The 25,659-nt window shown below is 61.4% G+C and carries 27 protein-coding genes; 14 read left to right on the forward strand and 13 right to left on the reverse strand.

The window, feature by feature from the left end; all coding sequences use genetic code 11:
* Positions 1-150: 150 nt before the first annotated feature.
* The 3 genes from fusA (at position 151) to map (ending at position 3,308) form a co-directional block, all read left to right on the forward strand.
* Positions 151-2,157 carry an elongation factor G gene (gene fusA / locus AC097R_RS09550; RefSeq protein WP_479597846.1) on the forward strand — a complete coding sequence of 669 codons (2,007 nt, stop codon included), beginning with the start codon at positions 151-153 and terminating at the stop codon, positions 2,155-2,157.
* 105 nt (positions 2,158-2,262) lie between these two features.
* Positions 2,263-2,517, forward strand: coding sequence for a ParD-like family protein (locus tag AC097R_RS09555; RefSeq protein WP_479597847.1), 255 nt, complete (start codon positions 2,263-2,265; stop codon positions 2,515-2,517).
* Complete coding sequence (gene map / locus AC097R_RS09560; RefSeq protein ID WP_479597848.1) at positions 2,517-3,308, forward strand: type I methionyl aminopeptidase; 792 nt, start codon at positions 2,517-2,519, stop codon at positions 3,306-3,308. Before AC097R_RS09555 ends, map begins: the two co-directional genes overlap by 1 nt.
* A 79-nt stretch (positions 3,309-3,387) precedes the next feature.
* Here map and AC097R_RS09565 read toward each other — a convergent pair whose 3' ends face one another.
* Positions 3,388-4,194: a sigma-70 family RNA polymerase sigma factor gene (locus tag AC097R_RS09565; RefSeq protein ID WP_479597849.1), complete on the reverse strand. Its 807-nt coding sequence runs from the start codon at positions 4,192-4,194 to the stop codon at positions 3,388-3,390.
* Between the two features lie 93 nt (positions 4,195-4,287).
* Here AC097R_RS09565 and AC097R_RS09570 point away from each other — a divergent pair, with 93 nt between their 5' ends.
* From AC097R_RS09570 to AC097R_RS09580, 3 genes are all read left to right on the forward strand, one after another.
* Entirely contained in the window at positions 4,288-4,893 is a 606-nt protein-coding gene (locus tag AC097R_RS09570) for an ATP-dependent Clp protease proteolytic subunit (protein ID WP_479597850.1), read from the forward strand.
* Between the two features lie 71 nt (positions 4,894-4,964).
* The gene (locus tag AC097R_RS09575) at positions 4,965-5,717 is read left to right on the forward strand and encodes an SDR family oxidoreductase (RefSeq protein ID WP_479597851.1); all 753 of its coding nucleotides are present in this window, start codon (positions 4,965-4,967) and stop codon (positions 5,715-5,717) included.
* 39 nt (positions 5,718-5,756) lie between these two features.
* The gene (locus AC097R_RS09580; RefSeq protein ID WP_479597852.1) at positions 5,757-7,415 is read left to right on the forward strand and encodes a hypothetical protein; all 1,659 of its coding nucleotides are present in this window, start codon (positions 5,757-5,759) and stop codon (positions 7,413-7,415) included.
* Between the two features lie 68 nt (positions 7,416-7,483).
* On the opposite strand, the gene AC097R_RS09585 is transcribed toward AC097R_RS09580, so the two are convergent.
* From AC097R_RS09585 to AC097R_RS09595, 3 genes are all read right to left on the reverse strand, one after another.
* Entirely contained in the window at positions 7,484-7,978 is a 495-nt protein-coding gene (locus AC097R_RS09585; RefSeq protein ID WP_479597853.1) for a hypothetical protein, read from the reverse strand.
* 71 nt (positions 7,979-8,049) lie between these two features.
* Complete coding sequence (locus AC097R_RS09590) at positions 8,050-8,634, reverse strand: TetR/AcrR family transcriptional regulator (protein ID WP_479597854.1); 585 nt, start codon at positions 8,632-8,634, stop codon at positions 8,050-8,052.
* Positions 8,635-8,715: 81 nt separating this feature from the next.
* A complete protein-coding gene (locus AC097R_RS09595; protein WP_479597855.1) occupies positions 8,716-9,111 on the reverse strand; it encodes a RidA family protein in 396 nt (131 codons plus the stop codon).
* Between the two features lie 147 nt (positions 9,112-9,258).
* On the opposite strand from AC097R_RS09595, the gene AC097R_RS09600 reads away from it, so the two are divergent.
* Positions 9,259-10,185 (forward strand): LysR family transcriptional regulator, encoded by a 927-nt coding sequence (locus AC097R_RS09600; protein ID WP_479597856.1) that lies wholly within the window; start codon positions 9,259-9,261, stop codon positions 10,183-10,185.
* A 110-nt stretch (positions 10,186-10,295) separates the two neighbouring features.
* Here the strand turns inward: AC097R_RS09600 and AC097R_RS09605 are convergent, their stop codons facing one another.
* The 4 genes from AC097R_RS09605 to AC097R_RS09620 all read right to left on the reverse strand — a co-directional run bounded on the left by AC097R_RS09605 (position 10,296) and on the right by AC097R_RS09620 (position 13,912).
* Positions 10,296-11,018, reverse strand: a complete 723-nt coding sequence (locus AC097R_RS09605) for an ArsR/SmtB family transcription factor (protein WP_479597857.1) — start codon at positions 11,016-11,018, stop codon at positions 10,296-10,298.
* Positions 11,015-11,362, reverse strand: a complete 348-nt coding sequence (locus AC097R_RS09610; protein ID WP_479597858.1) for an NIPSNAP family protein — start codon at positions 11,360-11,362, stop codon at positions 11,015-11,017. Before AC097R_RS09610 ends, AC097R_RS09605 begins: the two co-directional genes overlap by 4 nt.
* Before the next feature lie 84 nt (positions 11,363-11,446).
* Positions 11,447-12,790 (reverse strand): MFS transporter, encoded by a 1,344-nt coding sequence (locus AC097R_RS09615; protein WP_479597859.1) that lies wholly within the window; start codon positions 12,788-12,790, stop codon positions 11,447-11,449.
* Between the two features lie 87 nt (positions 12,791-12,877).
* On the reverse strand, positions 12,878-13,912 hold the full coding sequence (locus AC097R_RS09620) for a MerR family transcriptional regulator (protein WP_479597860.1): 1,035 nt from the start codon (positions 13,910-13,912) through the stop codon (positions 12,878-12,880).
* A 162-nt stretch (positions 13,913-14,074) separates the two neighbouring features.
* Here AC097R_RS09620 and AC097R_RS09625 point away from each other — a divergent pair, with 162 nt between their 5' ends.
* Positions 14,075-14,878 (forward strand): SDR family NAD(P)-dependent oxidoreductase, encoded by an 804-nt coding sequence (locus AC097R_RS09625; RefSeq protein WP_479597861.1) that lies wholly within the window; start codon positions 14,075-14,077, stop codon positions 14,876-14,878.
* Between the two features lie 215 nt (positions 14,879-15,093).
* Here AC097R_RS09625 and AC097R_RS09630 read toward each other — a convergent pair whose 3' ends face one another.
* The 5 genes from AC097R_RS09630 to AC097R_RS09650 form a co-directional block, all read right to left on the reverse strand.
* Entirely contained in the window at positions 15,094-17,787 is a 2,694-nt protein-coding gene (locus AC097R_RS09630; RefSeq protein ID WP_479597862.1) for a type I restriction enzyme HsdR N-terminal domain-containing protein, read from the reverse strand.
* Positions 17,788-18,075: 288 nt separating this feature from the next.
* On the reverse strand, positions 18,076-18,528 hold the full coding sequence (locus AC097R_RS09635) for a GFA family protein (RefSeq protein ID WP_479597863.1): 453 nt from the start codon (positions 18,526-18,528) through the stop codon (positions 18,076-18,078).
* Positions 18,529-18,787: 259 nt separating this feature from the next.
* Positions 18,788-19,270, reverse strand: coding sequence for a GreA/GreB family elongation factor (locus AC097R_RS09640; RefSeq protein ID WP_479597864.1), 483 nt, complete (start codon positions 19,268-19,270; stop codon positions 18,788-18,790).
* 346 nt (positions 19,271-19,616) lie between these two features.
* Entirely contained in the window at positions 19,617-20,513 is an 897-nt protein-coding gene (locus AC097R_RS09645) for an NAD(P)/FAD-dependent oxidoreductase (RefSeq protein ID WP_479597865.1), read from the reverse strand.
* Positions 20,510-20,986 (reverse strand): Rrf2 family transcriptional regulator, encoded by a 477-nt coding sequence (locus tag AC097R_RS09650; RefSeq protein ID WP_479597866.1) that lies wholly within the window; start codon positions 20,984-20,986, stop codon positions 20,510-20,512. Before AC097R_RS09650 ends, AC097R_RS09645 begins: the two co-directional genes overlap by 4 nt.
* Before the next feature lie 121 nt (positions 20,987-21,107).
* Between AC097R_RS09650 and AC097R_RS09655 the strand changes: the two genes are divergently transcribed.
* The 6 genes from AC097R_RS09655 to AC097R_RS09680 are packed head-to-tail and all read left to right on the forward strand — an operon-like array spanning position 21,108 to position 25,571.
* Positions 21,108-21,614 (forward strand): DinB family protein, encoded by a 507-nt coding sequence (locus tag AC097R_RS09655; RefSeq protein ID WP_479597867.1) that lies wholly within the window; start codon positions 21,108-21,110, stop codon positions 21,612-21,614.
* Between the two features lie 25 nt (positions 21,615-21,639).
* Positions 21,640-22,314: a dihydrodipicolinate reductase C-terminal domain-containing protein gene (locus AC097R_RS09660; RefSeq protein ID WP_479597868.1), complete on the forward strand. Its 675-nt coding sequence runs from the start codon at positions 21,640-21,642 to the stop codon at positions 22,312-22,314.
* Positions 22,315-22,329: 15 nt separating this feature from the next.
* A complete protein-coding gene (locus AC097R_RS09665; protein WP_479597869.1) occupies positions 22,330-22,980 on the forward strand; it encodes an SGNH/GDSL hydrolase family protein in 651 nt (216 codons plus the stop codon).
* A 29-nt stretch (positions 22,981-23,009) separates the two neighbouring features.
* Positions 23,010-23,285, forward strand: a complete 276-nt coding sequence (locus AC097R_RS09670; RefSeq protein WP_479597870.1) for a hypothetical protein — start codon at positions 23,010-23,012, stop codon at positions 23,283-23,285.
* A gap of 6 nt (positions 23,286-23,291) precedes the next feature.
* Positions 23,292-24,746 (forward strand): pyridoxal phosphate-dependent decarboxylase family protein, encoded by a 1,455-nt coding sequence (locus AC097R_RS09675; RefSeq protein ID WP_479597871.1) that lies wholly within the window; start codon positions 23,292-23,294, stop codon positions 24,744-24,746.
* Positions 24,747-24,755: 9 nt separating this feature from the next.
* Positions 24,756-25,571, forward strand: coding sequence for a phytanoyl-CoA dioxygenase family protein (locus AC097R_RS09680; RefSeq protein ID WP_479597872.1), 816 nt, complete (start codon positions 24,756-24,758; stop codon positions 25,569-25,571).
* Positions 25,572-25,659 lie beyond the last annotated feature (88 nt).

The following is a 25,659-nucleotide window of genomic DNA, read 5'->3' on the forward strand; positions in this document are numbered from 1 at the left end:
GCGCTCGTCCATTGGTGCCACCGCCTCAGCGCAAGACTTGAGCCCCTAGTTCGGGGTTTTCTCAATGGGCAGATTGCCAAAGCAATCGCCCCAGAAAACCCTGGTTCACACACACAAGGACCAGGGTTTTTGTCTTTTAGGAATACGACTATGAACAAGCGACAACTTCGCAACATCGGCATCATCGCGCACGTTGATGCTGGCAAGACCACCGTCAGTGAACGCATCCTCTATGTCACGGGCGCCATCCACCGCACCGGTGAAGTCCATTTGGGCACCACCACAATGGACTACGACCCGCAGGAACGGGCACGCGGCATCACCATCAACAGTGCGGCGACCACGGTGGCGTGGCGTGCGCACCAGATCAACCTGATCGACACGCCGGGCCACATCGACTTCAACATCGAAGTGAACCGCTCTTTGCGGGTGCTCGACGGCGCGGTCGTCGTGTTTGACGGTGTTGCTGGCGTGGAGCCACAAACCGAAACCAACTGGCGCTTGGCCGACCAATACGGTGTGCCGCGCATTGCCCTGATCAACAAACTGGACCGCACCGGTGCGGACTTTGCGCGGGTTGTGGCGATGATGGCGGAGCGCCTGGGAGCCAAGCCCTTGGTCATGCAACTGCCTTTGGGCCAAGAGGCCGAGTTTGAAGGCGTGATTGACCTGGTCAGCATGCAAGCGCTGCGTTGGCCGCGCAATGGGCACGGCCAGCCTGAGCTGACGCGTGATGCCATTCCCGAGCACATGGTGTTGGCAGCGCAGGTGGCCCACGACGCGTTGGTAGACACCGCGGTGGAGCAAGACGACACGGTACTGGCCGCGTATTTGAACGGCCAGGACGTGTCAGAAGCACAGCTGCGCGCGTGTATCCGCCTGGGTACCCTGAAGCAGGCGTTTGTGCCGGTCTTTGCCGGCTCTGCGCTGAAGAACAAGGGCGTTGAGCCCTTGCTGGACGCCGTGGTGGACTACCTGCCTGCGCCAGAAGACCGCGCACAGGCGCTGGGTGACGGTGACGGCTTCGCCGCGCTAGTGTTCAAGGTGGTCCATGACGAGCATGGGGCGCTGAGTTACCTGCGTGTGTACCGTGGGCAGGCGCAGGCCGGCAGCATGGTGCTCAACAGCAGCACGGGCCACAAGGAACGCCTGTCGCGCGTGGTGCAAATGCACGCCAACCAGCGTGAGGAGCTGACGCACGCCATGGCCGGCGACATTGTGGCCGTGGCCGGGCTCAAGGGCAGCAAGACGGGCCACACCCTGTGTGATCCGGAGCAGCCGCTGGTGCTGGAAGAGATTCACGCACCCGAGCCCGTCATCACGATGGCGGTGGAGCCCCTGGCCCGCGAGGACCAGGCCAGCTTTTCCAAGGGACTGCATACCTTGGTGGACGAAGACCCCAGCCTGCGCCTGAGCCAGGACAGCGAGTCTGGGCAAACCCTGCTTTCGGGCGTGGGCGAGCTGCAGCTGGAAGTCACGCTGGAGAAGCTGCGCAGCCGTTTTGGCGTCTCGGTGCATACAGGGCAACCTCAGGTTGCGCTGCGTGAAACGGTGACCCGGGAAACCCGCGTGCGCTATGTGCACAAGAAGCAGTCCGGTGGGCCTGGGCAGTTTGCCGAGGTGGCGCTGCGCATCGAACCGTTGCCACGGGGTGACGGTCTGCGCTTTGTAAATGAAGTGACTGGTGGAGCCATCCCCCGGGAGTTCATTCCCAGCGTGGAAGAGGGCGTCCGACGTGCGGCGCGCGCAGGTGTGCTGGCGGGCTACCCGGTGGTGGATGTGCTGGTGGTTCTGGAAGACGGCAGTTTCCATGACCGCGATTCGTCCACACTGGCATTCGAGCTGGCGGGCAGGGCCGCCTTTGCGCAGGCGCAAAAGGCAGCGGGGTCCGTCATGCTGGAGCCGGTGATGGCGGTGCAGGTGACGACGCCACTGGACTACGTGGGCGACTGCATTGGCGACTTGAACCGCAGGCGCGCCCTGGTGCGCCAGCAGGCGCAGGTGGGCAATGCGGCGGTGGTCCATGCGATGGTGCCGCTGCAAAACCTGTTTGGCTACATCGGCAGCTTGCGTGCGCTGACCTCGGGGCGCGCCAGCTATTCGATGCAGTTTGACCACTATGCCGAAGCGCCCAGGGCGTTGGCTGCCGCGGCGTAGGGCTGTGGAGGAAGGGCGAACCCATGGGTTCGCCCTTTTTCTTTGGGCAAGTTGCGCTATATGGAGCGTATATAATACGTATACGTTTCATATGGAGTTATGCGAATGGGGATTGTCAAAATTTCGGACCAAATGCACGAGAACCTGCGCGTGGCGGGCAGTGCGCTGAGCCGGTCTATCAACGCACAGGCTGAGCACTGGATGCGCGTGGGCATGCTGACCGAGATGTACCCGGAACTGGACTACCGGGAAATCTGCCAACTGCTCATTCGCGCTGAACTGGCAGGAGGGCTGGACATCGCCGGGGCGGCCGCAGGCCAACTTGGAAAAGCCGGTTCAGCCTCGGCCGGAAAACACTGATGGCGCACGACGTTCCCCTCAAATCCGCCGAAGAATTGGCCCTGTCCCGCCGGGCCGCCCAGCTGGCCGCCGCAGTGCTGGCCATGATCGAGCCCCACGTGGTGCCCGGCGTCAGCACCGAGGCGCTGGACCGCCTCTGCCACGACTACATCGTGAATGTGCAGGGCGCCATTCCCGCCAACGTGGGCTACCAGGGCTACCCCAAGACCATCCTCACCTCCGTCAACCAGGTGGTGTGCCACGGCATTCCCTCGGCAGACAAGATCTTGAAGAAGGGCGACATCGTCAACATCGACGTGGCCGTCAACAAGGACGGTTGGTTTGGTGACACCAGTCGCATGTTCTTTGTGGGCGAACCCAGTGTGCTGGCCCGCCGCCTGGTCGAGACAACGTATGAAGCGCTGCGCGCCGGCATCCAGCAGGTCAAGCCCGGTGCAACGTTGGGTGACGTGGGCCATGCCATCCAGTCTGTCGCCCATCGGGAGCATTTCAGCGTCGTGCGCGAATACTGCGGCCACGGCATCGGCCAGATCTACCACGATGAACCCCAGGTGCTGCACTACGGCCAACGTGGCCACGGTCTGACGCTGGAGCCCGGCATGGTCTTCACCATCGAGCCAATGCTCAACGCTGGCAAGCGCGACACCAAACAACTCGCCGACGGCTGGACCGTGGTGACCAAAGACCGATCCCTCTCCGCCCAGTGGGAACACATGGTGGCGGTGACGGCGGATGGATACGAAGTGCTGACGGCCTGGCCCGGCGGCACGGGGGCTTACCCGGCCATGTGATGCGCTTGTTGCTTCTAATTTGCTATCAAAAAAGAAGCTGCTCGCGCATATTCCACGGGGGCTAGAGGCCTATTTCTTATCAAATCAAGGCGGCTTCCGGCTCGCACGCAGACTGCACGCCCAGCGGCACCACGCACAGCCGCACACCATCCAGCGTGAGCACCAGGCCCAGTTGCCCGCCCATCTGAACCACTGCGCTGGCAATCGTATGGGGTGTTGATGTGGCCTCAGCTCCAAGCGCCGACATCCCCGCCACCGCGCTGATAGGCGGGTGACGCAGCATGGCCCATAGCACTTGCGGGTCGCGCAGTTGCAGCGATTGCAGGTAGAGGCGGAATGTGGTGTCTTCGTTGGACTCCAGCTCGGAAGACGTGGCGTCATCCGCCGAACCCCGCGCCTGCCGCAGCCGCAGCAGCGCGCGCCGCAGTTGCTGCCGGCTGGCAGCTTCAGATCTTCCACTGGCATCCGCAATCTCGGCATGGCCCGCTTCGAACACTTCGTGCAACAGCAGGGCGGCGCCATCTTCCGGCGCCAACTGGGCGGCCAGCAGGCGCAGGGCGCGGCTGGCTTCCTGGGCCAGGGCGGCGTCTGCCTCGGCGGAGGGAGATGTTCGCTCGGCGTCTGCAGCGCCCATCTCTTCCAGCCACTGCTGCATCCAGCTGCGGCGGCGCAGGCGGTCGATGGCCAGGTTGCGCACCACGGTCAGCAGCCAAGCCTGGGCGGAGTTGAGTTCGCGTCTGGGGTCGTGGGGTTGGCCCTCCAGCACACGCACATACGCGTCCTGCACAGCGTCTTCCGCGTCGGCCGGGCCCAGCAGGCGGGAGGCGGCGCGCACCAGGCGGCGGTGGTCAGCGTCGGGCAGGGTGAGGGGGCGTGCGTCGTACATGGCCGCATGGTGCCATAGCCCCCATGTGGTCCGCGTGTGTCACGAAAACCACCCCTCGTTCGTCATGGCAGTTCAACCACAAGGAACCCCACCATGGATACCCCCACCACCGAACCCGGCTCCACACCTGCCAGCGCCCCCGAGCCGCGCACCTCTTACCTGGAAGAAAAGGCCTTCAAGTCCCGCACCCTGCTGGTCTTTGGCACCGTGACCGATGCCATGGCCGCCGACGTGACGCGCCGGCTCATCGCGCTGGACGCCGACAGCACCGAGCCCATTGACATGCTGGTCAGCTCGCCGGGCGGCCACCTGGAGTCGGGCGACGCCATCCACGACATCGTGCGCTTCATCGCCGCGCCGGTGAACATGGTGGGCACCGGCTGGGTGGGCAGCGCGGCCACGCATCTGTATTTGTCGGTGCCGCGCGAGCGGCGCTACTGCACGCCCAACACGCGCTTTCTGATTCACCAGCCCAGCGGCGGCTCCGGCGGGCCGGCCAGCGACATCGCCATCCAGGCGCGCGAGATCGTCAAGGCGCGCGAGCGCATCGCCCGCACCATTGCGCGCGAAACCGGCAAGTCGCTGGAGGTGGTGCTGGCCGACATTGAGCGCGACCGCTGGCTGTCGGCCGAAGAGGCCGTGGAGTACGGGCTGGTGTCGCGCATCATCGAACGCAAGACCGAATTGCGGGGCGTTTGAGGCAGCAAGTCCCCAAGTGCATCAACCCCTCTGGTACAAAGCGATGGCATCGATTTTCTGAAAGACCCCCCATGAACTCCAACTCCCCAGTCGCATTGGTCACCGGTGCAGGCACAGGCATTGGGCGGGCCGTGGCCCTGGCGCTGCTGCAAGACGGCTACAGCGTTGTCTTGGCCGGACGGCGCGCCGAGCCCCTGAACGAAGTGGCCCAGGCCAGCGGCAGCGGGCGCGCGCACCCGTTTTGCGCGGATGTGAGCCAGCCGGAATCGGTGGACCAACTGTTTGCCATGATCAAGGACAGGTTCGGCCGCCTGGACCTGTTGTTCAACAACGCAGGCCTGGGCGCCCCCAAGGTCAACATCGAAGACATCAGCTTCGCGCAATGGCAAGACGTGGTGAACGTCAACCTGACCGGTTCGTTCCTCTGCGCGCAAGGCGCCATCCGCCTCATGAAGAACCAGGCGCCGCAAGGTGGGCGCATCATCAACAACGGCTCCATCTCCGCGCACGCGCCACGCCCAAACTCCGCTCCCTACACGTCCACCAAACACGCCATCACCGGCCTGACCAAGTCCATCTCTTTGGACTGCCGCAAGTACAACATTGCCTGTGGCCAGATCGACATTGGCAACGCACTGACCGAACTGTCGGCCCGCATGGCAACCGGTGTGCTGCAGGCCCATGGCGAGGTTGCCGTCGAGCCCATGATGGACGTGCAGGAAGTGGCCAACGCCGTGCTGCACATGGCCAAGCTGCCACTCTCCACCAACGTGCAGTTCATGACCATCATGGCGACCAACATGCCGTTTGTGGGACGCGGCTGAGTCTTTTCAGAGCCAGAGGCCGGTGCGATACTGGCCGACATGCACCAGCCTGAAGCACCCCACGGCGTACGCCATTTCGGACAAATCCTGCTGTGGCCCCTGCGGCTGATGCCGGTGCGCGGGGCAGAGGCGCAGCACGCCAAGCCCTGGGAAATCTTGTCCGCCATGGGCGACGCCACGCCTTGGCGCGAAGTGGTGGACGAATACACCGGCGATGCCCAGCACTTTCACGAGCGGCATTACAACGAGTTCGTCACCTTCTTGCCCTACGTGCAGCGCTTTCTGTATGGCGAAGGCCATGCCAAGGGCGGCGGCCAGGTGCGCGGCTCGCCCATGCGGGTGTTCCGCCGTCATGATGTCAGCGCGGTGCGCGTTGTTTTGCGCCCCTCCGAAGAAGCGATCACCCTGCATGTGGTGCATGTCGACCTGTATTTCTTTTTGGACCTGGACCTGGTGCTGCTCAACGTCGAGGTGGCGTGCGACCACTTGCCGCTGGCGCAGGCGCAAGAGTTGCTCTACCGCTTTGGCCGTGGCTACCCCTCGGGCTGGGATGCGCAGGGGCAGGCCCAACACTGCCTGCACCAGGCCGAGTGGCTAGGCGCGCAAGGGCAGGTGCTGGCGCAATCCAACGCGGGCGAGCGCGACCTGTTCATGGCGCATGTGGCCCGCCACCGCGCTCCCCGCATTGCCGCCCACTGGGATTGGCTGTTGCAGCCGTTGGTGAGCGACCACTCGGAGCAGGAGGGCGCACTGCGCTATCGGCAGATCGAGTACTACCGCATGCCCTTGCTGGGCTACCTGGCCGTGGATGACCCCAAGACCCTAAGCCGCAGCGATTTCGTTCGGCTCGGTTTGGTCACCGGCGCGGGCAGTGCCGATGGCGAAGCCGCGCTGCCCTTTGCCGACGACCACCTTTGCGATTTTGAAGACCGATATTGCTACGACCGGTTCTGGACACCCGGCGGCGCCGCGCCCCACACCCGCTACCTCTGCACCGGCCATTCCTTGATCGTGGTGGGCGATGCCAACAGCCACTTTTTCTCCTGCCGTGACCGGGGCGTGTTGGCACAGTTCAGGCACCAGCACTTTCTGCTGTTTTTGATTGCGCATTTTCAGAAAGCCGCGTTGCTGATGTTCTCAGACCGGCTGGCCGAAACACTGCGCAACCTCAACATCAGCGACCCCGCCAGCGTGCGTGTGTTCAAGCGCAGCATCCGCAGCTGCTTTGCCGGCTTTTTGCGCTTTACCCACCGCTACTGGTTCCATGAAATCTCGGAGCAGGCCCAAACCCGCGCGCTGTTTGCCAAGTGTGTTCAGCACCTGGGGCTGGACCCGCTGTATGCCGAAGTCAAAGAGCGCATTGCCGACATGAACAACTACCTCGAAGCCGACAGCCTGCGCCGCCAGGCCAACACCGTCGTGCGCCTTACCGTGGTCACCATCCTGGGCTTGATCGGCACCATCACCACCGGCTTCCTGGGCATGAACCTGCTGGCCGAGGCAGACGCCTCCATGTCGCGCAAGGTGGTGGTGTTTGCCCTGGTGTTTGTGGTCACGATTGCGCTCACGGTGTACACCATTGCCAAGTCCAAGCGATTGTCTGATTTCCTGGATGTGATCTCCGAAGAACGCGTAGGCACCTGGACCAAGATCAAAGCCTTCGCCGCCATCTGGGCCCGTGAGCGCGATCGGGATTGAGGGAAGTGCGGGTGCGCTTTGCTATTTATTAGATAGCTGCTCGCGCATATTCCACGGGGGCTAGAAGGCTATTTGGATTGTTTCCGTGTGCGAATCGTCCACGCCTGGAATACGAAACCGGCAAGGAAGACCACGACCCAAGCCAGCAAGGTGCTTTGCACCAGCGGCGATTCCGGTCCGCTGGCCAAGGGCTGCGCAGCCGGCAGACGGGTCAGCGTCTCATTGATGCCCGGCACCAGCGTCAGGAAGAAGCTGAACGACAGGCCGAACGTGGCCAAGTACGGCCGCGCCCACCCCAGGAACGACAGGCGGGGAATGAGCAGGCTGCCCGCGACCGCGAGCAGCGCCAGGATGCCCAAGGCATGCCCGGGGTTGAAGCCGCCGGTGCTGGACAGCCCGAACGAGGTGAGCACCGCGACCAGCAGCCCGACGAGGTAGACCTTGCCCGAGCGCGTGGTCGGCTCGATCGTGCGGTAGTGCGCAAAGCTGTAGAGGCCGGCAACCACCGGCACGAGGCTGATGGCGGTGTGGACGATGCCCAGGATGGAAAGAGGATGTGGCATGGTGAGTTTCCTATCTATTAGTTGGTAGATTGATGGGTTAAAAAACGGCGGAGCAACGAACCGGGAAATGCTTATGGAGATGTCAGCCGGCGCAGGAGCGGCTGCACGATGCTGGGGAACATCTCCGGGTCGCCAAAGGCGCGGGCCGACAGCATCGCGCCGTGTACGGTGGCCATGAAGGTCTTGGCTTCTTCCTCGGGCGTTGCCTGCAAGAAGAAAGTCTTCTGCGCCGCACCGCGGGTCAACACGGCGGCAAGCCACGCGCTCAACTCCGAAAAATGGCCACGCACTTCGTCCGCCACTTCGGTGGGGATGGCGGGTAGCTCCGCGGCCAGCATGGCGCAGACACAAAAGGGCAGGCTACCTTCGCGAATGCAGGACGACCAATAGTCCGTGTACGCCTGCAACTGCGCCAACGGGTCAGACACCTGTTGCTCCAGCGCAGCCACACCTTCCCGGATTTCCGCGCGGTACCGCACCAGGACCACGCGCACCAGCTCCGCCTTGCTGGCAAAGTGGTGGTGGATGCTGGGTTTGCTGATGGCCACGGCCGCCGAGACGTCGGCATAGCTGAACCCGTTGTAACCCCCGGCGGCCAGCAGCGAACGCGCGCGGGCGACTATCTCGGCGGCTTTGGGGGAGAGTTCAGTGTTCATGGCGCGTAGTCTACCAACTAGTAGGTTTGCACGTCAAGCAGTTTGTGAAAAAGCGCCTTTAGCGGAGGCGTTTCAAGTCTTCTAAGCCTCTGGCAGCTTGGCAATGACCTTGATTTCGAACTGAAAACCGTAGAGCCAGGTCACACCAATCCCCGTCAGCGTCGGGTGCGGAGCCTCGCCCCAAAACTCCTGAATCACGGGCATGACGGTTTCAAAATGCTTTTCTGGGTCCACGATAAACACCGTGACGTCAATCACGTCATCGAAGGTGCAGCCCGCAGCCGACAGGATGGCGTTGAGGTTCTCAAACGCCAGGCGAACCTGCTTCGTCAAATCCGGTTCGGGCGAGCCATCTGGCTTGCTGCCCACTTGGCCTGAAACAAACAAAAAGCCATTTGACTTGATGGCGGGCGAATAGCGGTTTTGTTCATAAAGCGCCTGGCGCCCAGCTGGAAAAACAACATTGCGGACTGACATGGAGTACCTCGATGGATGGTGAATGTGTGGAGAAAAGCCAATTGGCTCGCCCTGAATTTAGGCGGCCGTGGCCCAGGGATAAACCAGCAAGTCGCACAATCACTGTTTGCAATTCCCAAACAATCAATGGGGTAAGGTGGGGCCGATATGGACCGTTTTGATGCAATGCAGGCATTTGTGCGCGTGGTGGAGACGGGCAGCTTTACCAAGGCTGCGCTGACCTTGCACATGAGCAAAACCACAGTGACGCAGCTGGTGCAGCAGTTGGAGGCGCGGCTGCGCGTCAAGCTGCTCAACCGCACCACGCGACAAGTCCATGTCACCGCCGACGGCGCGGCCTACTACGAGCGGGCAGTGCGCTTGCTGGTCGACCTGGACGACGCCGAGACCAGCCTATCCAGCGCCACAGCCGGGCCCAGGGGGCGGCTGCGTGTGGATGTTCCGAGTCCGCTGGCGCGCATGCTATTGGTTCCTGCATTCCCGGCATTCCATGCACGTTATCCGGACCTTCAGATCGAGATGGGCGTGAGCGACCGCATGGTCGATCTCATCGGTGACAACGTGGATTGCGTGATACGCGGTGGTGCGGTCACCGAACCATCTCTCATCGCGCGCCATGTGGGTGACCTGCAACTTGGCGTGTATGCGGCGCCCAGTTATCTGCAGAGGGCCACACGCCCGCTGCACCCCTTGGACCTGGAATTGGACCCTCACCGTATCGTTGGCTTCTTGTCATCGCGCACCGGCAAGCTGTTGCCCAGCACCCTGCGCCAGGGCGATGCGCGCATCGAAGTCAAAGGAAAACACGCCCTGGCTGTGGACGACGGCAACGCCTACCTGGCCGCGGGCTTGGCGGGTGTGGGGGTACTGTGGCTGCCCCACTATATGGCCAAGCCCCACCTGGTGCGTGGCGAACTCTCCCCCTTGTTTCAAGACTGGGCGCTAGACCCCATGCCCATGTACCTGGCCTTCCACCCCAACCGCCATGTCAGCGTCAAGTTGCGCGTCTTTATTAACTGGGTTGTTGAGGTGATGGCGGAACATGCACCCATCGTCGCCAGATCAAGCGGTTGAAGGCAACACGTGGGTTTGCGCCACATGCACAGCGTCAATTTCGCGAGAGATTTGCTATAAATTAAATAGCTGCTCGCGCACATTCCACGAGGGCTAGAGCCCTATTTCGTTCATAGCGCGTTGACAGAAGGCAACAAGCCCGCTAGGTGCTTGCGGCCCAGCGGCGTTACCTCCAGCGCGCGTTCGCCATCGAAGCGGCGCAGCCAGCCCTGCTCCAGGCAGTGCGCCAGCAGCGCCTTGGGCAGCTTGCCGGCCATATGGTCGCGGCGTTCGGACCAGTCCAGGCAGCGGTAGGCCACGCGGGTGGGGGCAGACGGTTTGCTTTTGTCCATGCCATCGACAGGAAAGCCAAGCGCATCCAAACCCGCCTTCCCCTGGGCGGTGAGCAGGTAACCATCGGTGACGGGGGACAGCCATTCTTTGGACAAGAGCTGCGAAAACATCTCCACCCCCAGCTGCCCCGCCAGGTGCCCATAGCAGCAGCGGGCAAAGCGCAGCCGCTGGCGCGTGGGGTTGGCCCAGGCGGCGGTGTGGGTGCGGCGCTCGGCAATCAGCGCCACGGCCTCGAGCGCGTGGGCCACTTCGTCGTCGGCAAGCCGGTAGTAGCGGTGCCGCCCGCGCTGCTCGCACACCAGCAGTTCGGCCGCCATCAGCTTGCCCAAGTGCCCGCTGGCCGTGGCGGGTGTGACCGACGCAGCCCGCGCTAGCTCGCCCGCGCTGGCGTAGTCGCCAGCCAGCAGGTAGCTGAGCATGCGCGCACGCGTGGCATCGGCAATCACTGCAGCAATGCTGGCCAGCTTGGGCTCGTAGGGTGTGGCTGGGGCGGATTTCATGCGGCTTCAATATAGCCGGTGGGTGCCTGCAGGTAGCTGGCGGGCACTGGCTGGGGGAAGGTACGCTCTTCTTTCACGATGAAACGCTCGCGCTGTGCAAAGGCAAAGTTGGCTTGCGCCTCATCGTCCGCACGCAGGCGCTGGCGGTAGGCCTCATACGCCGCCAGACTGGGGAAGGAGATCAGTCCCCAGGCCTCGTAGTTGCTGCCCTCGTGCGGCACAAAGTAGCCCAGCAAATGCCCGCCCAGGCGGGGGATGATGCGGGCCCAGTTGTTGGCGTAGGCCGTGAACTGGTCTTTCTGGAACGGGTCAATCTCATAGCGGATGAAGCAGGTGATCGTCATGGGGACTTCTCTTGTGGTGGTGAGAGAAGTCTGGGGGGCGAATCTTGGGAATGCTTTGGTGGGTGACGAAATGACAGCCGGTGGCTAGGCTGCCACCGGCCTTGGCCCGTCCGTCACCTGCCGCACGGGCGATGCCACCAGCGCCAGCAGCGCGATGCAGACCAGCAGACCACCGCTGCCCACGAACAGCTGCGTGAGCGTGATGGCGCGCAGCATCCAGCCCGTGACCGCACCCGACAGCGGGGCCAGGCCCAAGAAGATGAACATGAACATGCTCATCACCCGCCCCATCAGCGCCGGCGGCGTGCGCTGCTGCAGCCAGCTGAAGATGGACACCTGCATGAAGCCGCCCAGTACGCCGATGGTGCCCAGCAAGACCCCGCCTTGCCAGGTGGCAGTGATCAGGCCCATGGGCATGAACAGCAGGCCCACCACCACGTCGATCAGCAGCATGGTCATGCCCAGCGTACCCAGGCGCATGCCAGGCCGCGCCCCGGACATGGCCATGCCGACCAGGGTGCCTGCGCCGTGGGCGCCCAGCAAAATGCCCAGCGCCGCGGCGCCCAGGTTGAGCGTGGTGGCCAGCACCGGCACGGCAATCTGCACCGGCCCGGTGATCAGCACCGCCACCACGCCCCAGTAGATGAAGCACAGGCGCATATCGCGGTCGTTCCACAAGTGGCGCAGGCCCGCCGCCACCGCCGCAAACACCGCTTGGTTGGCAGGGGTGGGTGCCGCCGGGTTGCCTGCCACCTGGCTGTGCATGCGCACGTGGGACAAGGTCCAGGCCGATGCCAGAAAGCTCAGCGCGTCCAAGCCAAAGGCCACGCCCAGGCCGGCTGCATCGGTCCCCGTGCCAGCGGTAGCGCCGCTCGATAGGCCATCACCAAACACCACAATCAGCAAGCCAGCCAGCAGCGGGCCCAGGAACATGGACAGCTGGCGCAGGCCCATCATCACGCCGTTGGCCGCAGGCAGTTGGGCACGCTGCATCACATGGGGAAGCATCGATGTGGCCGAGGGAATGCTGAACGCCGTGGCCAGGCCAATGGCAAAGGCCAGCGCGTACACCGTCCACAGTGACAGGCCGCCCACCAGGACCAGCACGGCCAGCGCCGCCAGCAGCGCGGCGTTGATGTACTTGGTGACCATCAACACAGTTTTGGGCGAGTAGCGGTCCACCACGGCCCCGCCGATCAGCAGAAACAGGGCGCGCGGCAGGCTCATCAGCCCCAGCACGGTGCCCAGCACCAGCGGGTCGCCCGTCATCCGCAGCACCAGCCAGGGCAGCGCCACCAGCGTGAACTGGTCGCCCAGCATGGAGATGATGGCGCCGGCCATCAGCCAGACAAAGTTCTTGTCGCGCATCAGGGCTGCGCGCTCGGTTTGCGGTGGGTGTGTCTGGGGTGGGTGTTGTGCTTGGCCCATGGGGTGTCCTCTCGTTGCGTTGGTCTGTTCAAAACCGCAATCGTTGGCCCTCACGCAGTGTCAGGGTCAAGCACTTCTTGTGTTTTTTCAGGGCTGAGGCATAAACGGGTTGGACAGCGGGTGGCCCTGCACATCCAGCCCGCGCTTGATGGTTTCCAGCGTTATCGCATCGAAGACCGTAGTGCCATGCAACAGCGGTTCTGCGGTGTACGCCGCAATCAGCTTGCGCAGCATGGCCGGCTGGTTGTCGCACAGCGTGAGCATGAACTGCTCCCACCGCGCCACCAGATCGCGGGCGGCTGCGCCTTTCAGGTCGGCCTGGGCCGCGTGCAGCGCGTGGGCGTCCCGCGTGAGCAGTGCAATGTCCGCATCCGAGCCGGTGCGCAAGGTGCGTAGCTCGGCCAGCGACATGTGGCGCAGCATGGCCTCCATGCGCAGTGCAATGGCTGCGTTGATGTAGGTGACAACCTCGGGGCCGGGGCCATTCTTGAACTGCCCCTTGGGCTCGGCGTCGTACATCTGGCCCCAGCGGTCTATTAGCTTGAAGTCGTCGTCCATCATCGCCAGCGTCAGGTTCATCCAGCGCAGTGCCAGCGCCTGCGCGGGCTTGGTGTCGGCGGCGAGTTGCTGCGCCATGGCCCCACGCACATCGGCAATCAGGCGCTCCCATTTCTCCCCCTGCGCCTTGCGGTTGTCCAGAATGCGCTTGATCTCGGCCGCGCTGAAGTATTTGGAGTACGTCGTCATCAGCGACAGCGTGGACAGCCAGTCCGCCATATCGGGTTCGCTGCCGGTGGCCAGGCGCTCCTGCAGCAGTTGCAGCCGCGCCTGCAGCTCTGTGGCCTGGATGATCTCATGGCCCAGCGCGCGGATCTGCCGCGCGATGGTGTCACCCAGGCCCTCGCCCCCGCGCGCCAGCATGTCGCCTACATCGGCCAATGACAGCCCCATGTGCCGCAGTGCCTGGATGGCGTGCAGCCGGGCCACGTCGGCCTGGTTGTAGAGCCGGTAGCCCGCGTCCGAGCGGGCCGAAGGCTTGAGCAGCGCAATAGTGTCGTAGTGGTGCAGCGTGCGCACCGTCAGGCCCGTGCGGGTGGCCAGTTCTCCAACTTTGAGTAGCAAATGCAGGTCTCCTTCAGCGCGCAGTATCAACCCTGACGCAGCGTGAGGGTCAAGGCGGTGTGGCTTGGCCGTGGCAGGCGACTATGGATATGCGGAATCGGTCTTTGGTGTGGGGCAGCCCCACACCACAATGCCAACCAACGCAGAAGGAGCTGGTTACCCATGGATCTACAACTCACAGGCAAACGCGCACTGGTCACCGGCGGCAGCCGCGGCATTGGCAAAGCTATCGCACGGGCATTGGCTGCCGAAGGGGTGGACGTGGCGCTGCTGGCGCGCGACCCGCAGCGCCTGGCGGCGGCCGCAGCCGAACTGTCCACAGCCAGCGGCCGCCGCGTCATTGGGGTGGCCGCCGACACCGCGGACGACGCTGCTGTGAAGCGCGCGGTGGCAGAGGCCGAGGCTGCGCTGGGCGGTGGCATCGACATTCTGGTCAACGCCGCGGCAGAACCTGCGGGCTTTGCACCGCCGCCCCTGCTGGCCGACATCACCGGTGCGTTTTTTCATGAGCAGCTGGACATCAAGGTGCTGGGCTACTTGCGCACGGCCCAGGCCGTGGCGCCGGGCCAGAAGGCCCGCGGCTGGGGCCGCATCATCAACATCAGCGGCCTGGCGGCCCGATTGACGGGCAACACCGTGGGCAGCATCCGCAACGTGGGCGTTGCCGCACTGACCAAGAACCTGGCCGACGAACTCGGCGCCCATGGCATCAACGTCACCGTGGTGCACCCTGGCGTCACCGTGACGGAGCGCACCCCAGACCTGGTGGCACACCACGCCCAACGCAGGGGCGTCGCCGAATCGGTGGTGCAGGCCGAGTTTGATGCGGGCAACAGCACGGGGCATGTGGTCACGGCGGAAGAGGTGGCTGACGTCGTCGTGTTCCTCGCATCGCCCCGGTCGCGCTCCATCAACGGCGAAGCGATTGCCGTGGGCGGCGGGGTTCCGCGCGCCATCCACTATTGAAGAGCAGGGCGACCGTCAGTCCAGCGGTGCGTGCAGTGCGTGCAGTCCTGCCTCTCGGGTCACGATGCCGCCGCGCCGACCGATCTCGATTGAGCCACAGCGCTGCTTGAGGCAATCCGGCTACGGCCGTCCCAGGCCACAGGCAGGAGTCGACCCAATGCGGTCTTCAGTGAATCGACATTCAATATTCAGAAGCGGACATTCACTCGGAACAATCAACTGAAATTGGACTGTGTTGATGAAAGTTCAGAAAAGAGATCGCCTGCATCTTCCCGGACCACTTCAACTAATCGCAAGCTCATCTTCTTCTGATGTGCGTCAGTCCAAAGCACTTCGACTCGCACTTGGTCACCAAGGCCCACAAGGAAACCATTCATATTCGTTGTATGGACGAGTCCATGAAGGCCATCAGGGAATTCCACAAAGCATCCAAAACTGACAACGTTAACAACTGCGGCCAGTTGCATGGAGCCTCGAGGAAGAGTTTTGTCCACATCAAACCATGGATCCCATGCCAAATCTCGTTTAACTCTCTTTAGAGCCTCTGTGGCATCCGTGATGTCTGTAAGACTTGCAAGACGATCTTCAGCGAGGAAGGAGCCATGTGGAGGAGAGATGAACCCTTTAACAATCTGCAAATATTCCACGACTTCAGTCGCATTGTCCACGGCTGTTTTAATGTGAAGATGCACGTGCGAATCTCGAATTCGATTTGCAACTCTTTCCGCCTGCAAGCGATCAGAGAAAAATGTGTCCTCGCAAACCGCGGCCAAATAACTGACGTTTCCGATTAAATCTAAATGCACAAAACCAGCGGGGCCAATGCGAAGCAAATCATCGTCATCAACTGAATCGAGTCTTAAATGCTCTGCAATCACACACCTACTTGCAAGCAAATAGTTGAATTCCCGGTCAAGCATGTCAGGTGCCATGCCATAAGACATTAGCTCCTGTTTAATTAGTCCTTTTCGGTAGTAGCCCTTTAATCCATCTGTTCCCGAAGCGGAGAATTTCTCGCGTAGCCATCGTAAAACCATATACCGGCAGAAAAAACTTGGAAGTGCATCTTCTCGATTGGCCGAAAATAGATTCTTAACGTAGGAATAATCACTGTCATAGAAGCGACGATTCATACGCATAAGGACAGTAGCAACCTGATGCAAAGGTAATGTGTATCGCCCTTCAGACTGGCGAATCTTAAAAATCTGATCTTCTCCAATATGAGCGCTATTACAGAATTCTAAAAATACCTCCAAGGCATCACGCATATTCCGACCAGATAGCCCAACGATCATTCGTCGAACAAACCTGTCATGTTCGAAAAGTGACTTTACGATTGAAGTGAGGTAGTACGCTTGTTCAGATCGTGGGTACTCTACGGTCATTCCATTCGGGAGCGAGAAGTGCAATTTATCAGCTGAGCTTTTATTTAGTTCTTTCATTGCGAGTCGAACTCGACTCAAAAGAACGTTCTGAAACAACGGCGGCTCAATGCGAAACACCATATCTTTTAACGCCGTATCAAGGGGCGGTTGGGACCTATGGTTGTCGTAGGTTTCATCGCGGAGGGGCAAAATAACCAGCGCCCGAAATTCTCGTTGGAGCCACTGAGCAGCCTCGAACATTAAAAGTTGTTCATCACGAGTCTTTTTATCGCAGTTATCCAAAGCAATGATGCAAAGCTTATCTTGATCTCCGCAGCAATATCGAATGTGTGCTTGAGCAGTGTTGTGGCGATCCCGTTGGATTGATTCAATGTGTTCGGCGAGTTTTACGTTAAAAATTTCCGGCTGAGCTGAATAGAGTTTCCCTACCCCTTTATTGAATCTGTTTATTTCAACTGAAAAGACTTTTCGAAGTACCTCCAAGTCGTCAAAGTCGTCTTGTGGCAGGGACGCCCGACAACTTTCAATTAGCGCTAGTCTGAGCCAATCGTAAATCTCAAGCGGTGAAACTGGGGCTGAGTTCATGTCAAGTCGGCACCAGACCGTTGACTCAATGAGCGCTCTTGGCAGTGCTACTTCTTGCAGATGATCGACGAATGTGGTCTTGCCCGCCCCGACACTTCCTATTAACAGCAGAACTTTGTGCTCAAGTGCTGTCTTCTCCTTAAGTCGCGAGATAAGCTCAGTTGGTTTTGATGTGTCCTCCAGCAACAAAGCGTCGGTCTCGCTAGGCGGTCGTGCAGCTCGGATGACTCTATCAATCGGATCGACATACCTTTCTCTTCGTCTTGAGGGTATGTAGCCGTTTTTTGCAATAAAGGCTCTCTCGTTCCTAGTTGTGGGATTGAAGATTGAACTAATTGATGCCGTTAGTGTTGAGCCAAAGGTGTTTTGGCCAACCTCTTCATTCTGGAACCCGGTGCCACCAACGAATCGTCTCGGCTTGAACAGCGAATCAGGGCGAATTTTCGCGGAAACACTTTGCGCGTAAGCAGAAAGATTTTTCCAAGAAATTAAACTTTGCAGAGCTGCAATATCAGAGGAGTAGGCTCCAAGATTCGCTACTATCGCTTTGGATAGAGGCTCTGCTTGATCTGCATATCCATACCAAAGCTCTTTGCCGTTTGAGGCAACTATAAATTTCGCTGGATTCAAGCCTGTAGCGAAGAGCGCATTCAACTCATGCGCATACAGTCGCGCCTGACGATATCCCTCTTCCACTGACTCAGATGGAGCCTTGGCTTCAATCACTACCAGCGGTAGGCCAAACTTGACGACTACATAGTCGGGGTAATAAAGCTTCGCCTCGTTGCCCTTGCCAATCGGAAATCGGCGAAGGTTGGCTTTCGTTTGAATAATGGAGCTTGGTAATTCCAAGCCGAGCGGTAGCGGTTCGGTAAGAAATCCATATAAGAATTTTTGCTCTACATCGCTCTCGTTATTAAGACCATCTGTATGCCACATGCTCCAGCCTCCACTCTAGATGTCAATAGTAGCCCATCGGACCATGAAAGCTTTTTAGTCGAGGTTAGCGATCTGCATTGAGCAGATGTCGCAATTCCCTCTCAATCGATTGCCATGAGTGTTCACTGCCCGCAACCTATATGGGGCCGGCATAGGGCGGACAATTTAACTTGTCAACACAACGAGCGCGCCCCAAAGCGGACTCAGTACTTTGTCCGCACTTGGTCCAGAGCTGCGACGGCGAAAAACCGATAGTGGAAGTGCAGTTTCGACAGCCCAGTATTTGCATCATTGATGCGTCGACCACGCACAAATAAGGTCATCAAAAGATTCTGGGTTACCACCGTATTGAAGGATGTCGTCGTCAATATCAAACCATTTCTGCTTGCTATCAATCCAGATATGCCCGACCGGCTTCAATTTGCTCGTATCGCGCAAGGTTCCTGGTTTGATGCTCAGGAGTTGAGTTTGCCCCACAGTTTTATGGAACAGACGAGTGCCACATTCGGGGCAAAACTGACAGGACATTTTTCGACCCGATGGCATCGTGCGAATCCATTCTTTCACCTGGCCTGATGAGAACTCGACCGATGGCTCTTTTACCCATAGCGCCATTCCAAATGCGCTGCTTGATTGACACTGACATTCAGTGCAATGGCATGCAAATAGAGTCGCAGTCACGCCGGTAACACGATAGGCAACTGCTCCGCACTGGCAATGTCCTTCAAACACTTGTTTCATCAAAAACCTTCGAAATAGAACGCACTGAATTATGGCTTTCGGTGCAACTATCTGGATAGTTCGAATGTCTGTTTTCACTCCAATGTCGAAGCGCCCAAACTCATCGTGGCAGGCGCTTGTCAACTTCCTCGATACGGAATACAAAGCGTAGGTCCAGAAAGCAGCCATTCACCGATGCCCACTCCTGGCCTACAGCCGAAGTCTAGCCTCCAGGCACGTCTGCTGACCTAAGCCAATTTGGCGTGGGCTTGCTTGCGGATTAAAAAAACCGCAGCACCTCAAATTGCTGTCGGATTAGAGCGACCTGTATCCAAACCTCATCACCCTCACATTTACCCAGCATGGCCCTGCCCAAAGGGGCTTCGCTGCTGATGACCTGAACGAGCTGAGCGCCGCTGACCAACTTCATGCTGCCCCCATCCGGCCCGAGAAAGAGCTGTAGCTGCTTGTCGTCGGAATCGACTAGGCAGACCAGCGCGCCGAGCTGTATACCTTTGCTGGCGTCGTAGGGGCCCGGGCGGAATTGGCGCCAATTGGCCATCGCCTGGCGGATGCCTTCGGCGCGCCGAGCCTGGCCGGTAGCCAGGTAGGCTGCCTCGAGTCCCAATGTGTCGTATTTGTTTTCGGCAATGTTTTCTTCGTGAGTCGCCGTTTCATGGGCCGCACGCACTGCCTGTTCGGCTTGCAACAGGTCTTCAGCGAGCCGCGCCAGCACCTGCTGCTGCAGCAAGAATTTATCCATGATGAAAGGTAGGCATCTCAAAAAGCGCAGGGCAGGTGTTGAATATGAAGTGCTTTACCAGCCTTGGACGCTTCTGTTGGCTTCAGGCTAACTTCAGCTAAACGGCTGCGTATCCCGCGGTACGACAAGTGGAAGCGATTGTCTTCCAGAAAGCAGCTACTGGCCAACTTCCGCAACTGGCCCATAGCCGCTATCAAGACTTGCATTCTCAATGTTCTGTATTCGATTTGCTATAAAAATAGAAGCATCTTGCGCATATTCCTAGGGGGCTAGCGGCTATTTTGGTCCGTAGGCTTCCATGGGCTGCCGGCTGCGACGCAGTATGCCAAGCGACCTAGCAAGCAGCTCACACCATCGAAGCCCGATGCGCCCCAAACGCAGCCATGGCGCCGTCCGCCACCGCTAGCGTCACATTCCCCGCCGCCCGCGCTGCATCCCCACACGCAAACACATTGGGCACGCTGGTGGCCTTGAAGTCATCCACCTTGATAAACATGCCCATGGGGCCGTCTTCCAGCGCGCAGCCCAGTTGTTCGGCCACAGGGCTGCTAAGCAGCGTGCGCGGCTGGGTGAACAGGCCGTTCATGCGGACGGTGCGGCCATCTTGCAGGACGACATCCGCATGACCGTCTATGCGTTCAATCAACACGGGCTCCACCAGCGTGCCGCGGCGGGCGATGGCGGCCAGGTCTTCGTCGCTGGGCGTGTAGGCGCCGTTCAGAAACAGGGTGGGGCTGCCCCAGTCCGACAGCATCAGCGCGTGGTGCAGCGCCAGGGGCGACGCGGCGATGATGCCGATGGGGCCCGCATTCATCTCATAACCGTGGCAATACGGGCAGTGGAAGATACTGCGGCCCCAGCGTTCGGCCAGGCCGGGCACGGGTGGCAGCTCGTCGCGCACACCGGTGGCCAGAATGATGCGGCCGGCGCTGATGGCCTCGCTGCCCACGCGGAATTCCAGCCGCCCATCCCTGGCCACGCGGGCATCCTCTGCGGTGCCGTGCATCCATTCCACGCTGGGGTAGTTCATCAGCTGCTCGCGGGCGTCGGCGGCTATCTCGGCTGGCGCGCGGCCGTCCTGTGTCAAAAAGCCATGCGATGTTTCACCCGCTGCGTCCACAAAGCGGTTGCGCCGCTGGCCAGCGTCTACCACCAGCACCTTGCGGCGGGCGCGCGCCAGTTGCAGGGCGGCAGACATGCCGGCGTAGCTGCCGCCGACAACGGCAAAGTCGATGTGCTTCACGAGGTGTGTTCCTTCAGGTGGTGGTGTGTCGCATGGCCAGCGGCTTTGCGCTGCGCCATGCGGCGGTGAAAGTCGTTGGAGAGCGTGGCCAGGGTGACGGTGCCAAAGCGCTTGAGCAGAAGGGCCTGGGCCTCTTGCGCGGCGCCGGCCAGAGCGTCGTTTACCGCCTGGGCCACCAGGCAGGTGGGCCTGTCTTCCCGAAAGCCCAGCGACACCAGCGGTGGCGCGCCCAGCGCCTGGTACACATCGCCCAGGGTGATGCGGTCCATGTCGCACGACATCACCCAGCCGCCGCCGTGGCCCTTGGCCGAAACCACAAACCCGGCGTCGCGCAGGCCGCCCATCAGGCGGCGCAGCACCACGGGGTGGGTCTGCATGGCGGCGGCCAGCGCCTCAGAGGTGGCGGGGCCTTCGCCCTCGGCCATGTGCAGCAGCACATGGAGGACGTCTGACAGTTGGCTGTTTTGTTTCATGCAACAAATGTAGTTGCATGATGTAAACCTTGCCAGGCGCAAGGGTTTTGCGGCAGGGCTGGCCGCTGGCACCGTTCTATAAAATGAAGACATACCCCAGCCCACCCACCCGGAGCCAGCCATGTCCCTCGCGATGCTGAAAACCCTGTTTGCCCAAAAGACCTGGGCCAATGCCGAGCTGTACGACTGCATGGCCACGGTGGACGCTGCCCAGCACGCTGAGTCGCTGCACACCGCCACCCGCACGCTGAACCATATCTACGTGGTGGACCGCATCTTTCGCGCCCACCTGCTGGGCGAGCCACATGGCTACACGCAAAGCAACACGGAGGAGACGCCCGCACTGGGCGAGCTGCACTTTGCTGCGGCCGAGACAGACCTGTGGTTTGAGTCCTACCTGGCCGGGTTGAGTGCGGATGCGTTGGCAGAAAGCCTGGTGTTCCGCTTTACCGATGGCGATGCGGGGCGCATGACGCGCGAGGAAATGCTCTTCCACGTACTCACCCACGGCGCCTACCACCGTGGCAATGTGGGCCAGGTGCTCAAGGGTATTTCTGTCACGCCACCGCGCGATCTGCTCACCAAGTTTTTGCACCAGCGCGAGCCCACCAGGCGGCAGGGCGAGTGAAGTGGCAAGCTGTGTGAACCGTCCCATGCAAATCATCGTTGTTGGAACAGGCAAGCTGGCCACCGAGCTGCTCAACTTGCTCAAGGTGGACAGTGGGTGCCAGGTCATACCGTGGGAAAACAGAGCCCCCAGTGTCGACCGGTCCATCGTCATCCACGCGGGTTCTGGCCGAGAGCTCAGGGCTGTAGCCGCCTACTGCGGGGCAACACAATCGCCGCTCATCGAGCTGTCCACCGGGTCTGATCTGGAGGGCGCACAGCACGCCTTCCCGGTCGTCGTGTGTCCCAACACCAACATCCTGATGCTCAAGTTCATGAGCATGCTGGCCAAGGGTGGGCATCTGTTTAGCAACCACACGATCGAGCTGACAGAGTCCCACCAGGCGAACAAGACCTCCGTGCCTGGCACAGCGGTCAACCTGGCGCACTCGCTGGGGTTGAACGACAGCGACATTCATTCCATAAGGAGCGCAGACGTTCAACGCGCGGAGTTGCAGATTCCTGAAGCCCACCTGGCGCGCCACGCCTATCACCAAATTCTGATCAAAGACGGCGAATGCAGCCTGCAGTTCGAAACACGGGTCTACGGCGAATCGGCCTACGCAGATGGTGTTGCCCGCATCGTTGCGGCAGTGCGTGCCCACCCGCTGGAAAATCGCAGCTACTCCGTCATGGAGTTCGTCGAGCTGGGCTGGCTCTAGCAGGTCAAAAAAAGCATGAAACAAATTTTGGTGTATTCCGATTCCCTGTCTTGGGGAATCATCCCCATGACGCGAGAGCGCCTTGCGTTCGGGCAGCGATGGCCCGGTGTGCTGGAAACGGAACTCAATGCGCAGGGGCAGCAGGTGCGGGTCGTTGAAGACTGTCTGAACGGGCGCCGCACGGTGTTGGATGACCCGCTCAAGCCCGGAAGGAATGGACTGGCCGGCCTTGCGCAAAGGGTAGAAAGCTGCTCTCCGCTAGCACTGGTCATTCTGATGCTCGGCACCAACGATTTTCAGTCCATGCATGCGCACACCGCACGGGATGCGGCACAGGGCATCGCCGCACTGATAGCGGCGATTCGCAACGCGCCCATAGAGCCTGGCATGCCGGTGCCCAAGGTGTTGGTCATCGCGCCGCCGCCGATCAGCACCCCCAACGGAGCCATTGCGCCGAAGTTTGAAGGTGCTCAGGCCAAGAGCACTGGCCTGGCCCAGGCCTATGCGCACATCTGCGAGCAAGCCCATTGCAGCTTCTTTGACGCTGCCTCCGTCGTCGCTGTAAGTGTGCTGGACGGCGTGCATCTTGATGCACCGGAGCATCGGACGCTAGGGCTGGCAATGTCTGCTGTGGTCGCGAAATTGATCGCCGCCGATTCTGTTTAATTCTTCTTTTCACCTAACCTGCCACTCCCATGTCCACTACCCCCTACGTCTCTACCAGCGCCGCTTCCGAATCACAAGCCTGGGAGGCCCTCAAAGCCTTGGGCGATACCGCATTGGCCCAAGGCGGGCTGCTGGCCGTGCTCCAGCTGTTTGTAGGCACCCTGACCGGCGCCGAAGAAGTGGCGCGCGTGAGCGAAGAAGCCGGCAACCCGGAGACCATGACGGCCGAGGTGGTGGCGCAATGGATCGACACCCATTACGCGCCCGGCGTGCAGCAGGCGCTGGCGCAGGGTGGGGCGCAGTAGAGCGGTATGGTTCCCTTCCAACCCGCAGCCGACAGCCTGGACCCGACCGACTGGAACGCCGTGCGCCAGATGGGCCACCGCATGCTCGACGACATGGTGGACATGCTGGCCGGCCTGCGCGAAGCCCCGGTGTGGCAGCCCATGCCGGCCGACAAACGACACGCACTGCGCACCGGCGATGTGCCTACCGCACCCGGTGATCTGGCCGCGGTGTACCAGGATTTTCAGACGCTGGTGCAGCCCTATGGCAGCGGCAACATCCACCCGCGTTTCATGGGCTGGGTGCAAGGCGGGGGCAACCCCGTGGGCATGCTGGCCGAGCTGCTGGCATCCGCCACCAACCCCAACCTGGGCGGCCGCGACCATGCGCCCATCGAGGTCGAGCGCCAGGTGATCCGCTGGTCCGCACAGATGCTGGGCTTCCCGCAAGACGCCAGCGGTGTGCTGGTCACCGGCACCTCCATGGCCAACCTGATTGCCGTGCTGGTGGCGCGCACGCGGGCGCTGGGCACGGCGGTGCGCCAGCAGGGCCTGCAGGGCCAGCCGATGGTGGCCTACACCTCCGTCGAAGCGCACAACTGTGTGGCCCGTGCCATGGACATGGCGGGTCTGGGCAGCCAGGCGCTGCGCCTGATTGGGCTGGACGCGCAACACCGCATGGACATGCACGCGCTGCAAGCCGCCATTGCCCAAGACCGTGCGGCGGGCCTGCAGCCTTTCATGGTCATTGGCAGTGCGGGCACGGTAGACACCGGCGCCGTGGATGACCTGGTGGCCCTGTCCGCACTGACCCGCGCGCAGGGGCTGTGGTTCCATGTGGATGCCGCGTTTGGCGCACTGGCCATGTTGTCGCCGGCGCAGCGGCACGTGGTGGCTGGGCTCAGCGATGCGGATTCGGTGGCGTTTGATTTCCACAAGTGGGCGCAGGTGCCGTACGACGCGGGTTGCATTCTGGTGCGCGATGCGGCGCTGCATGCGTCCACCTTCGCCACGCAGCCGGCTTACTTGCAGCGCAGTGCGCGCGGCCTGGCGGGCAACCACCCATGGCCTACCGACTTTGGGCCCGACCTGTCGCGCGGCTTTCGCGCGCTCAAGGTCTGGATGACGCTCAAGACCTATGGCACCGAGAAGCTGGGCCAGGTGGTGGCAGGCAACTGCGCGCTGGCGCAGACGCTGGCCGCGCGGGTACGGGCCGATGCGTCGCTGGAGCTGCTGGCCCCGGTGACGCTGAATGTGGTGTGCTTTCGCGTGCTGGCCAAGGGGATGGACGGAGCTGACCTGGACCAGTTCAATGCTGATGTGGCGGCCGATGTGCAGGAGTCTGGCGTGGCCGTGCCGTCCACCACGCGCGTGGGTGGCAAGACGGCTATTCGGGTTGCGTTGGTGAACCACCGCACGCGGGAAGAAGATATCGACTTGCTGCTGGCCGCCATCCGCCAGGCGGCAGACCGCCGCGCCTGAAATTCAAGCATGCACAACGGCTACACCTTGCCTCCCGCCACCGCGCAGGACTACGCGCGCCAAGGTGCCGTGGTGCTGCGCGGTGTGCTCACCCCCGATGAAGTGGCCACGCTGGCGCGCGGTATCGAGCACAACCTGGCCCACCTGAGCCCACTGGCGCTGGTGGCCAGCCAGGCCGACGACCCGGGCAAGTTTGTCGAAGACTTTTGCACCTGGCAGCACAACGCCGACTACGCCGCGGTGATGCAACACAGCACCTTGCCCCGTGTGGCCGCGCAGCTGATGCAGAGTGACACGGTGCGCATCTACCACGACCACCTGCTAGTGAAAGAGCCCGGCACGCGCCAGCCCACGCCATGGCACCAGGACCAGCCCTATTACAACGTGGCGGGCCGGCAAAACGTGAGCTTCTGGATTCCCGTTGACCCCGTGCCGCTGGAGAGCACGCTGCGCTTTGTGGCCGGTTCGCACGCCGGCACCTGGTACATGCCGCGCACCTTCCGCGACCAGCAGGCCAAGTGGTTTCCCGAAGGGGCGCTGGCCGAGCTGCCGCAGATTGACGCACACCCCGACCAGTTCGAACAACTGGGCTGGGCGCTGCAGCCGGGGGATGCCGTGGCCTTCCACATGCTGACGCTGCACGCCAGCAGCGGCGTAGGGCCGGGCACGCGGCGCCGCGTGTTCTCCGCCCGCTACCTGGGCGACGATGCGCGCCACGCGGTGCGCAGCTGGCGCACCTCGCCGCCGTTCAAGGGTTTGGCGGACCGCCTGCCCGATGGGGCGGAGATGGCGGACGCGCTGTTTCCGCTGGTTGCTATTAAATAAATAGCTGCTTGCGCATATTCCACGGGGGCTAGAGGCCTACTTTTCTTTAAATATATCTACTGTGCCGTGCGTACAGAAAGCATGTTGT

The sequence above is a fragment of the Rhodoferax sp. ZS1R25 genome (assembly GCF_056521335.1).

Bases quoted from the DNA above. Each gene is read 5' to 3' on its own strand.
- fusA (WP_479597846.1), top strand. From the start codon at position 151: ATGAACAAGCGACAACTTCGCAACATCGGCATCATCGCGCACGTTGAT.
- AC097R_RS09555 (WP_479597847.1), top strand. From the start codon at position 2,263: ATGGGGATTGTCAAAATTTCGGACCAAATGCACGAGAACCTGCGCGTG.
- map (WP_479597848.1), top strand. From the start codon at position 2,517: ATGGCGCACGACGTTCCCCTCAAATCCGCCGAAGAATTGGCCCTGTCC.
- AC097R_RS09565 (WP_479597849.1), bottom strand. From the start codon at position 4,194: ATGTACGACGCACGCCCCCTCACCCTGCCCGACGCTGACCACCGCCGC.
- AC097R_RS09570 (WP_479597850.1), top strand. From the start codon at position 4,288: ATGGATACCCCCACCACCGAACCCGGCTCCACACCTGCCAGCGCCCCC.
- AC097R_RS09575 (WP_479597851.1), top strand. From the start codon at position 4,965: ATGAACTCCAACTCCCCAGTCGCATTGGTCACCGGTGCAGGCACAGGC.
- AC097R_RS09580 (WP_479597852.1), top strand. From the start codon at position 5,757: ATGCACCAGCCTGAAGCACCCCACGGCGTACGCCATTTCGGACAAATC.
- AC097R_RS09585 (WP_479597853.1), bottom strand. From the start codon at position 7,978: ATGCCACATCCTCTTTCCATCCTGGGCATCGTCCACACCGCCATCAGC.
- AC097R_RS09590 (WP_479597854.1), bottom strand. From the start codon at position 8,634: ATGAACACTGAACTCTCCCCCAAAGCCGCCGAGATAGTCGCCCGCGCG.
- AC097R_RS09595 (WP_479597855.1), bottom strand. From the start codon at position 9,111: ATGTCAGTCCGCAATGTTGTTTTTCCAGCTGGGCGCCAGGCGCTTTAT.
- AC097R_RS09600 (WP_479597856.1), top strand. From the start codon at position 9,259: ATGGACCGTTTTGATGCAATGCAGGCATTTGTGCGCGTGGTGGAGACG.
- AC097R_RS09605 (WP_479597857.1), bottom strand. From the start codon at position 11,018: ATGAAATCCGCCCCAGCCACACCCTACGAGCCCAAGCTGGCCAGCATT.
- AC097R_RS09610 (WP_479597858.1), bottom strand. From the start codon at position 11,362: ATGACGATCACCTGCTTCATCCGCTATGAGATTGACCCGTTCCAGAAA.
- AC097R_RS09615 (WP_479597859.1), bottom strand. From the start codon at position 12,790: ATGGGCCAAGCACAACACCCACCCCAGACACACCCACCGCAAACCGAG.
- AC097R_RS09625 (WP_479597861.1), top strand. From the start codon at position 14,075: ATGGATCTACAACTCACAGGCAAACGCGCACTGGTCACCGGCGGCAGC.
- AC097R_RS09630 (WP_479597862.1), bottom strand. From the start codon at position 17,787: ATGTGGCATACAGATGGTCTTAATAACGAGAGCGATGTAGAGCAAAAA.
- AC097R_RS09635 (WP_479597863.1), bottom strand. From the start codon at position 18,528: ATGAAACAAGTGTTTGAAGGACATTGCCAGTGCGGAGCAGTTGCCTAT.
- AC097R_RS09640 (WP_479597864.1), bottom strand. From the start codon at position 19,270: ATGGATAAATTCTTGCTGCAGCAGCAGGTGCTGGCGCGGCTCGCTGAA.
- AC097R_RS09650 (WP_479597866.1), bottom strand. From the start codon at position 20,986: ATGAAACAAAACAGCCAACTGTCAGACGTCCTCCATGTGCTGCTGCAC.
- AC097R_RS09655 (WP_479597867.1), top strand. From the start codon at position 21,108: ATGTCCCTCGCGATGCTGAAAACCCTGTTTGCCCAAAAGACCTGGGCC.
- AC097R_RS09660 (WP_479597868.1), top strand. From the start codon at position 21,640: ATGCAAATCATCGTTGTTGGAACAGGCAAGCTGGCCACCGAGCTGCTC.
- AC097R_RS09665 (WP_479597869.1), top strand. From the start codon at position 22,330: ATGAAACAAATTTTGGTGTATTCCGATTCCCTGTCTTGGGGAATCATC.
- AC097R_RS09670 (WP_479597870.1), top strand. From the start codon at position 23,010: ATGTCCACTACCCCCTACGTCTCTACCAGCGCCGCTTCCGAATCACAA.
- AC097R_RS09675 (WP_479597871.1), top strand. From the start codon at position 23,292: ATGGTTCCCTTCCAACCCGCAGCCGACAGCCTGGACCCGACCGACTGG.
- AC097R_RS09680 (WP_479597872.1), top strand. From the start codon at position 24,756: ATGCACAACGGCTACACCTTGCCTCCCGCCACCGCGCAGGACTACGCG.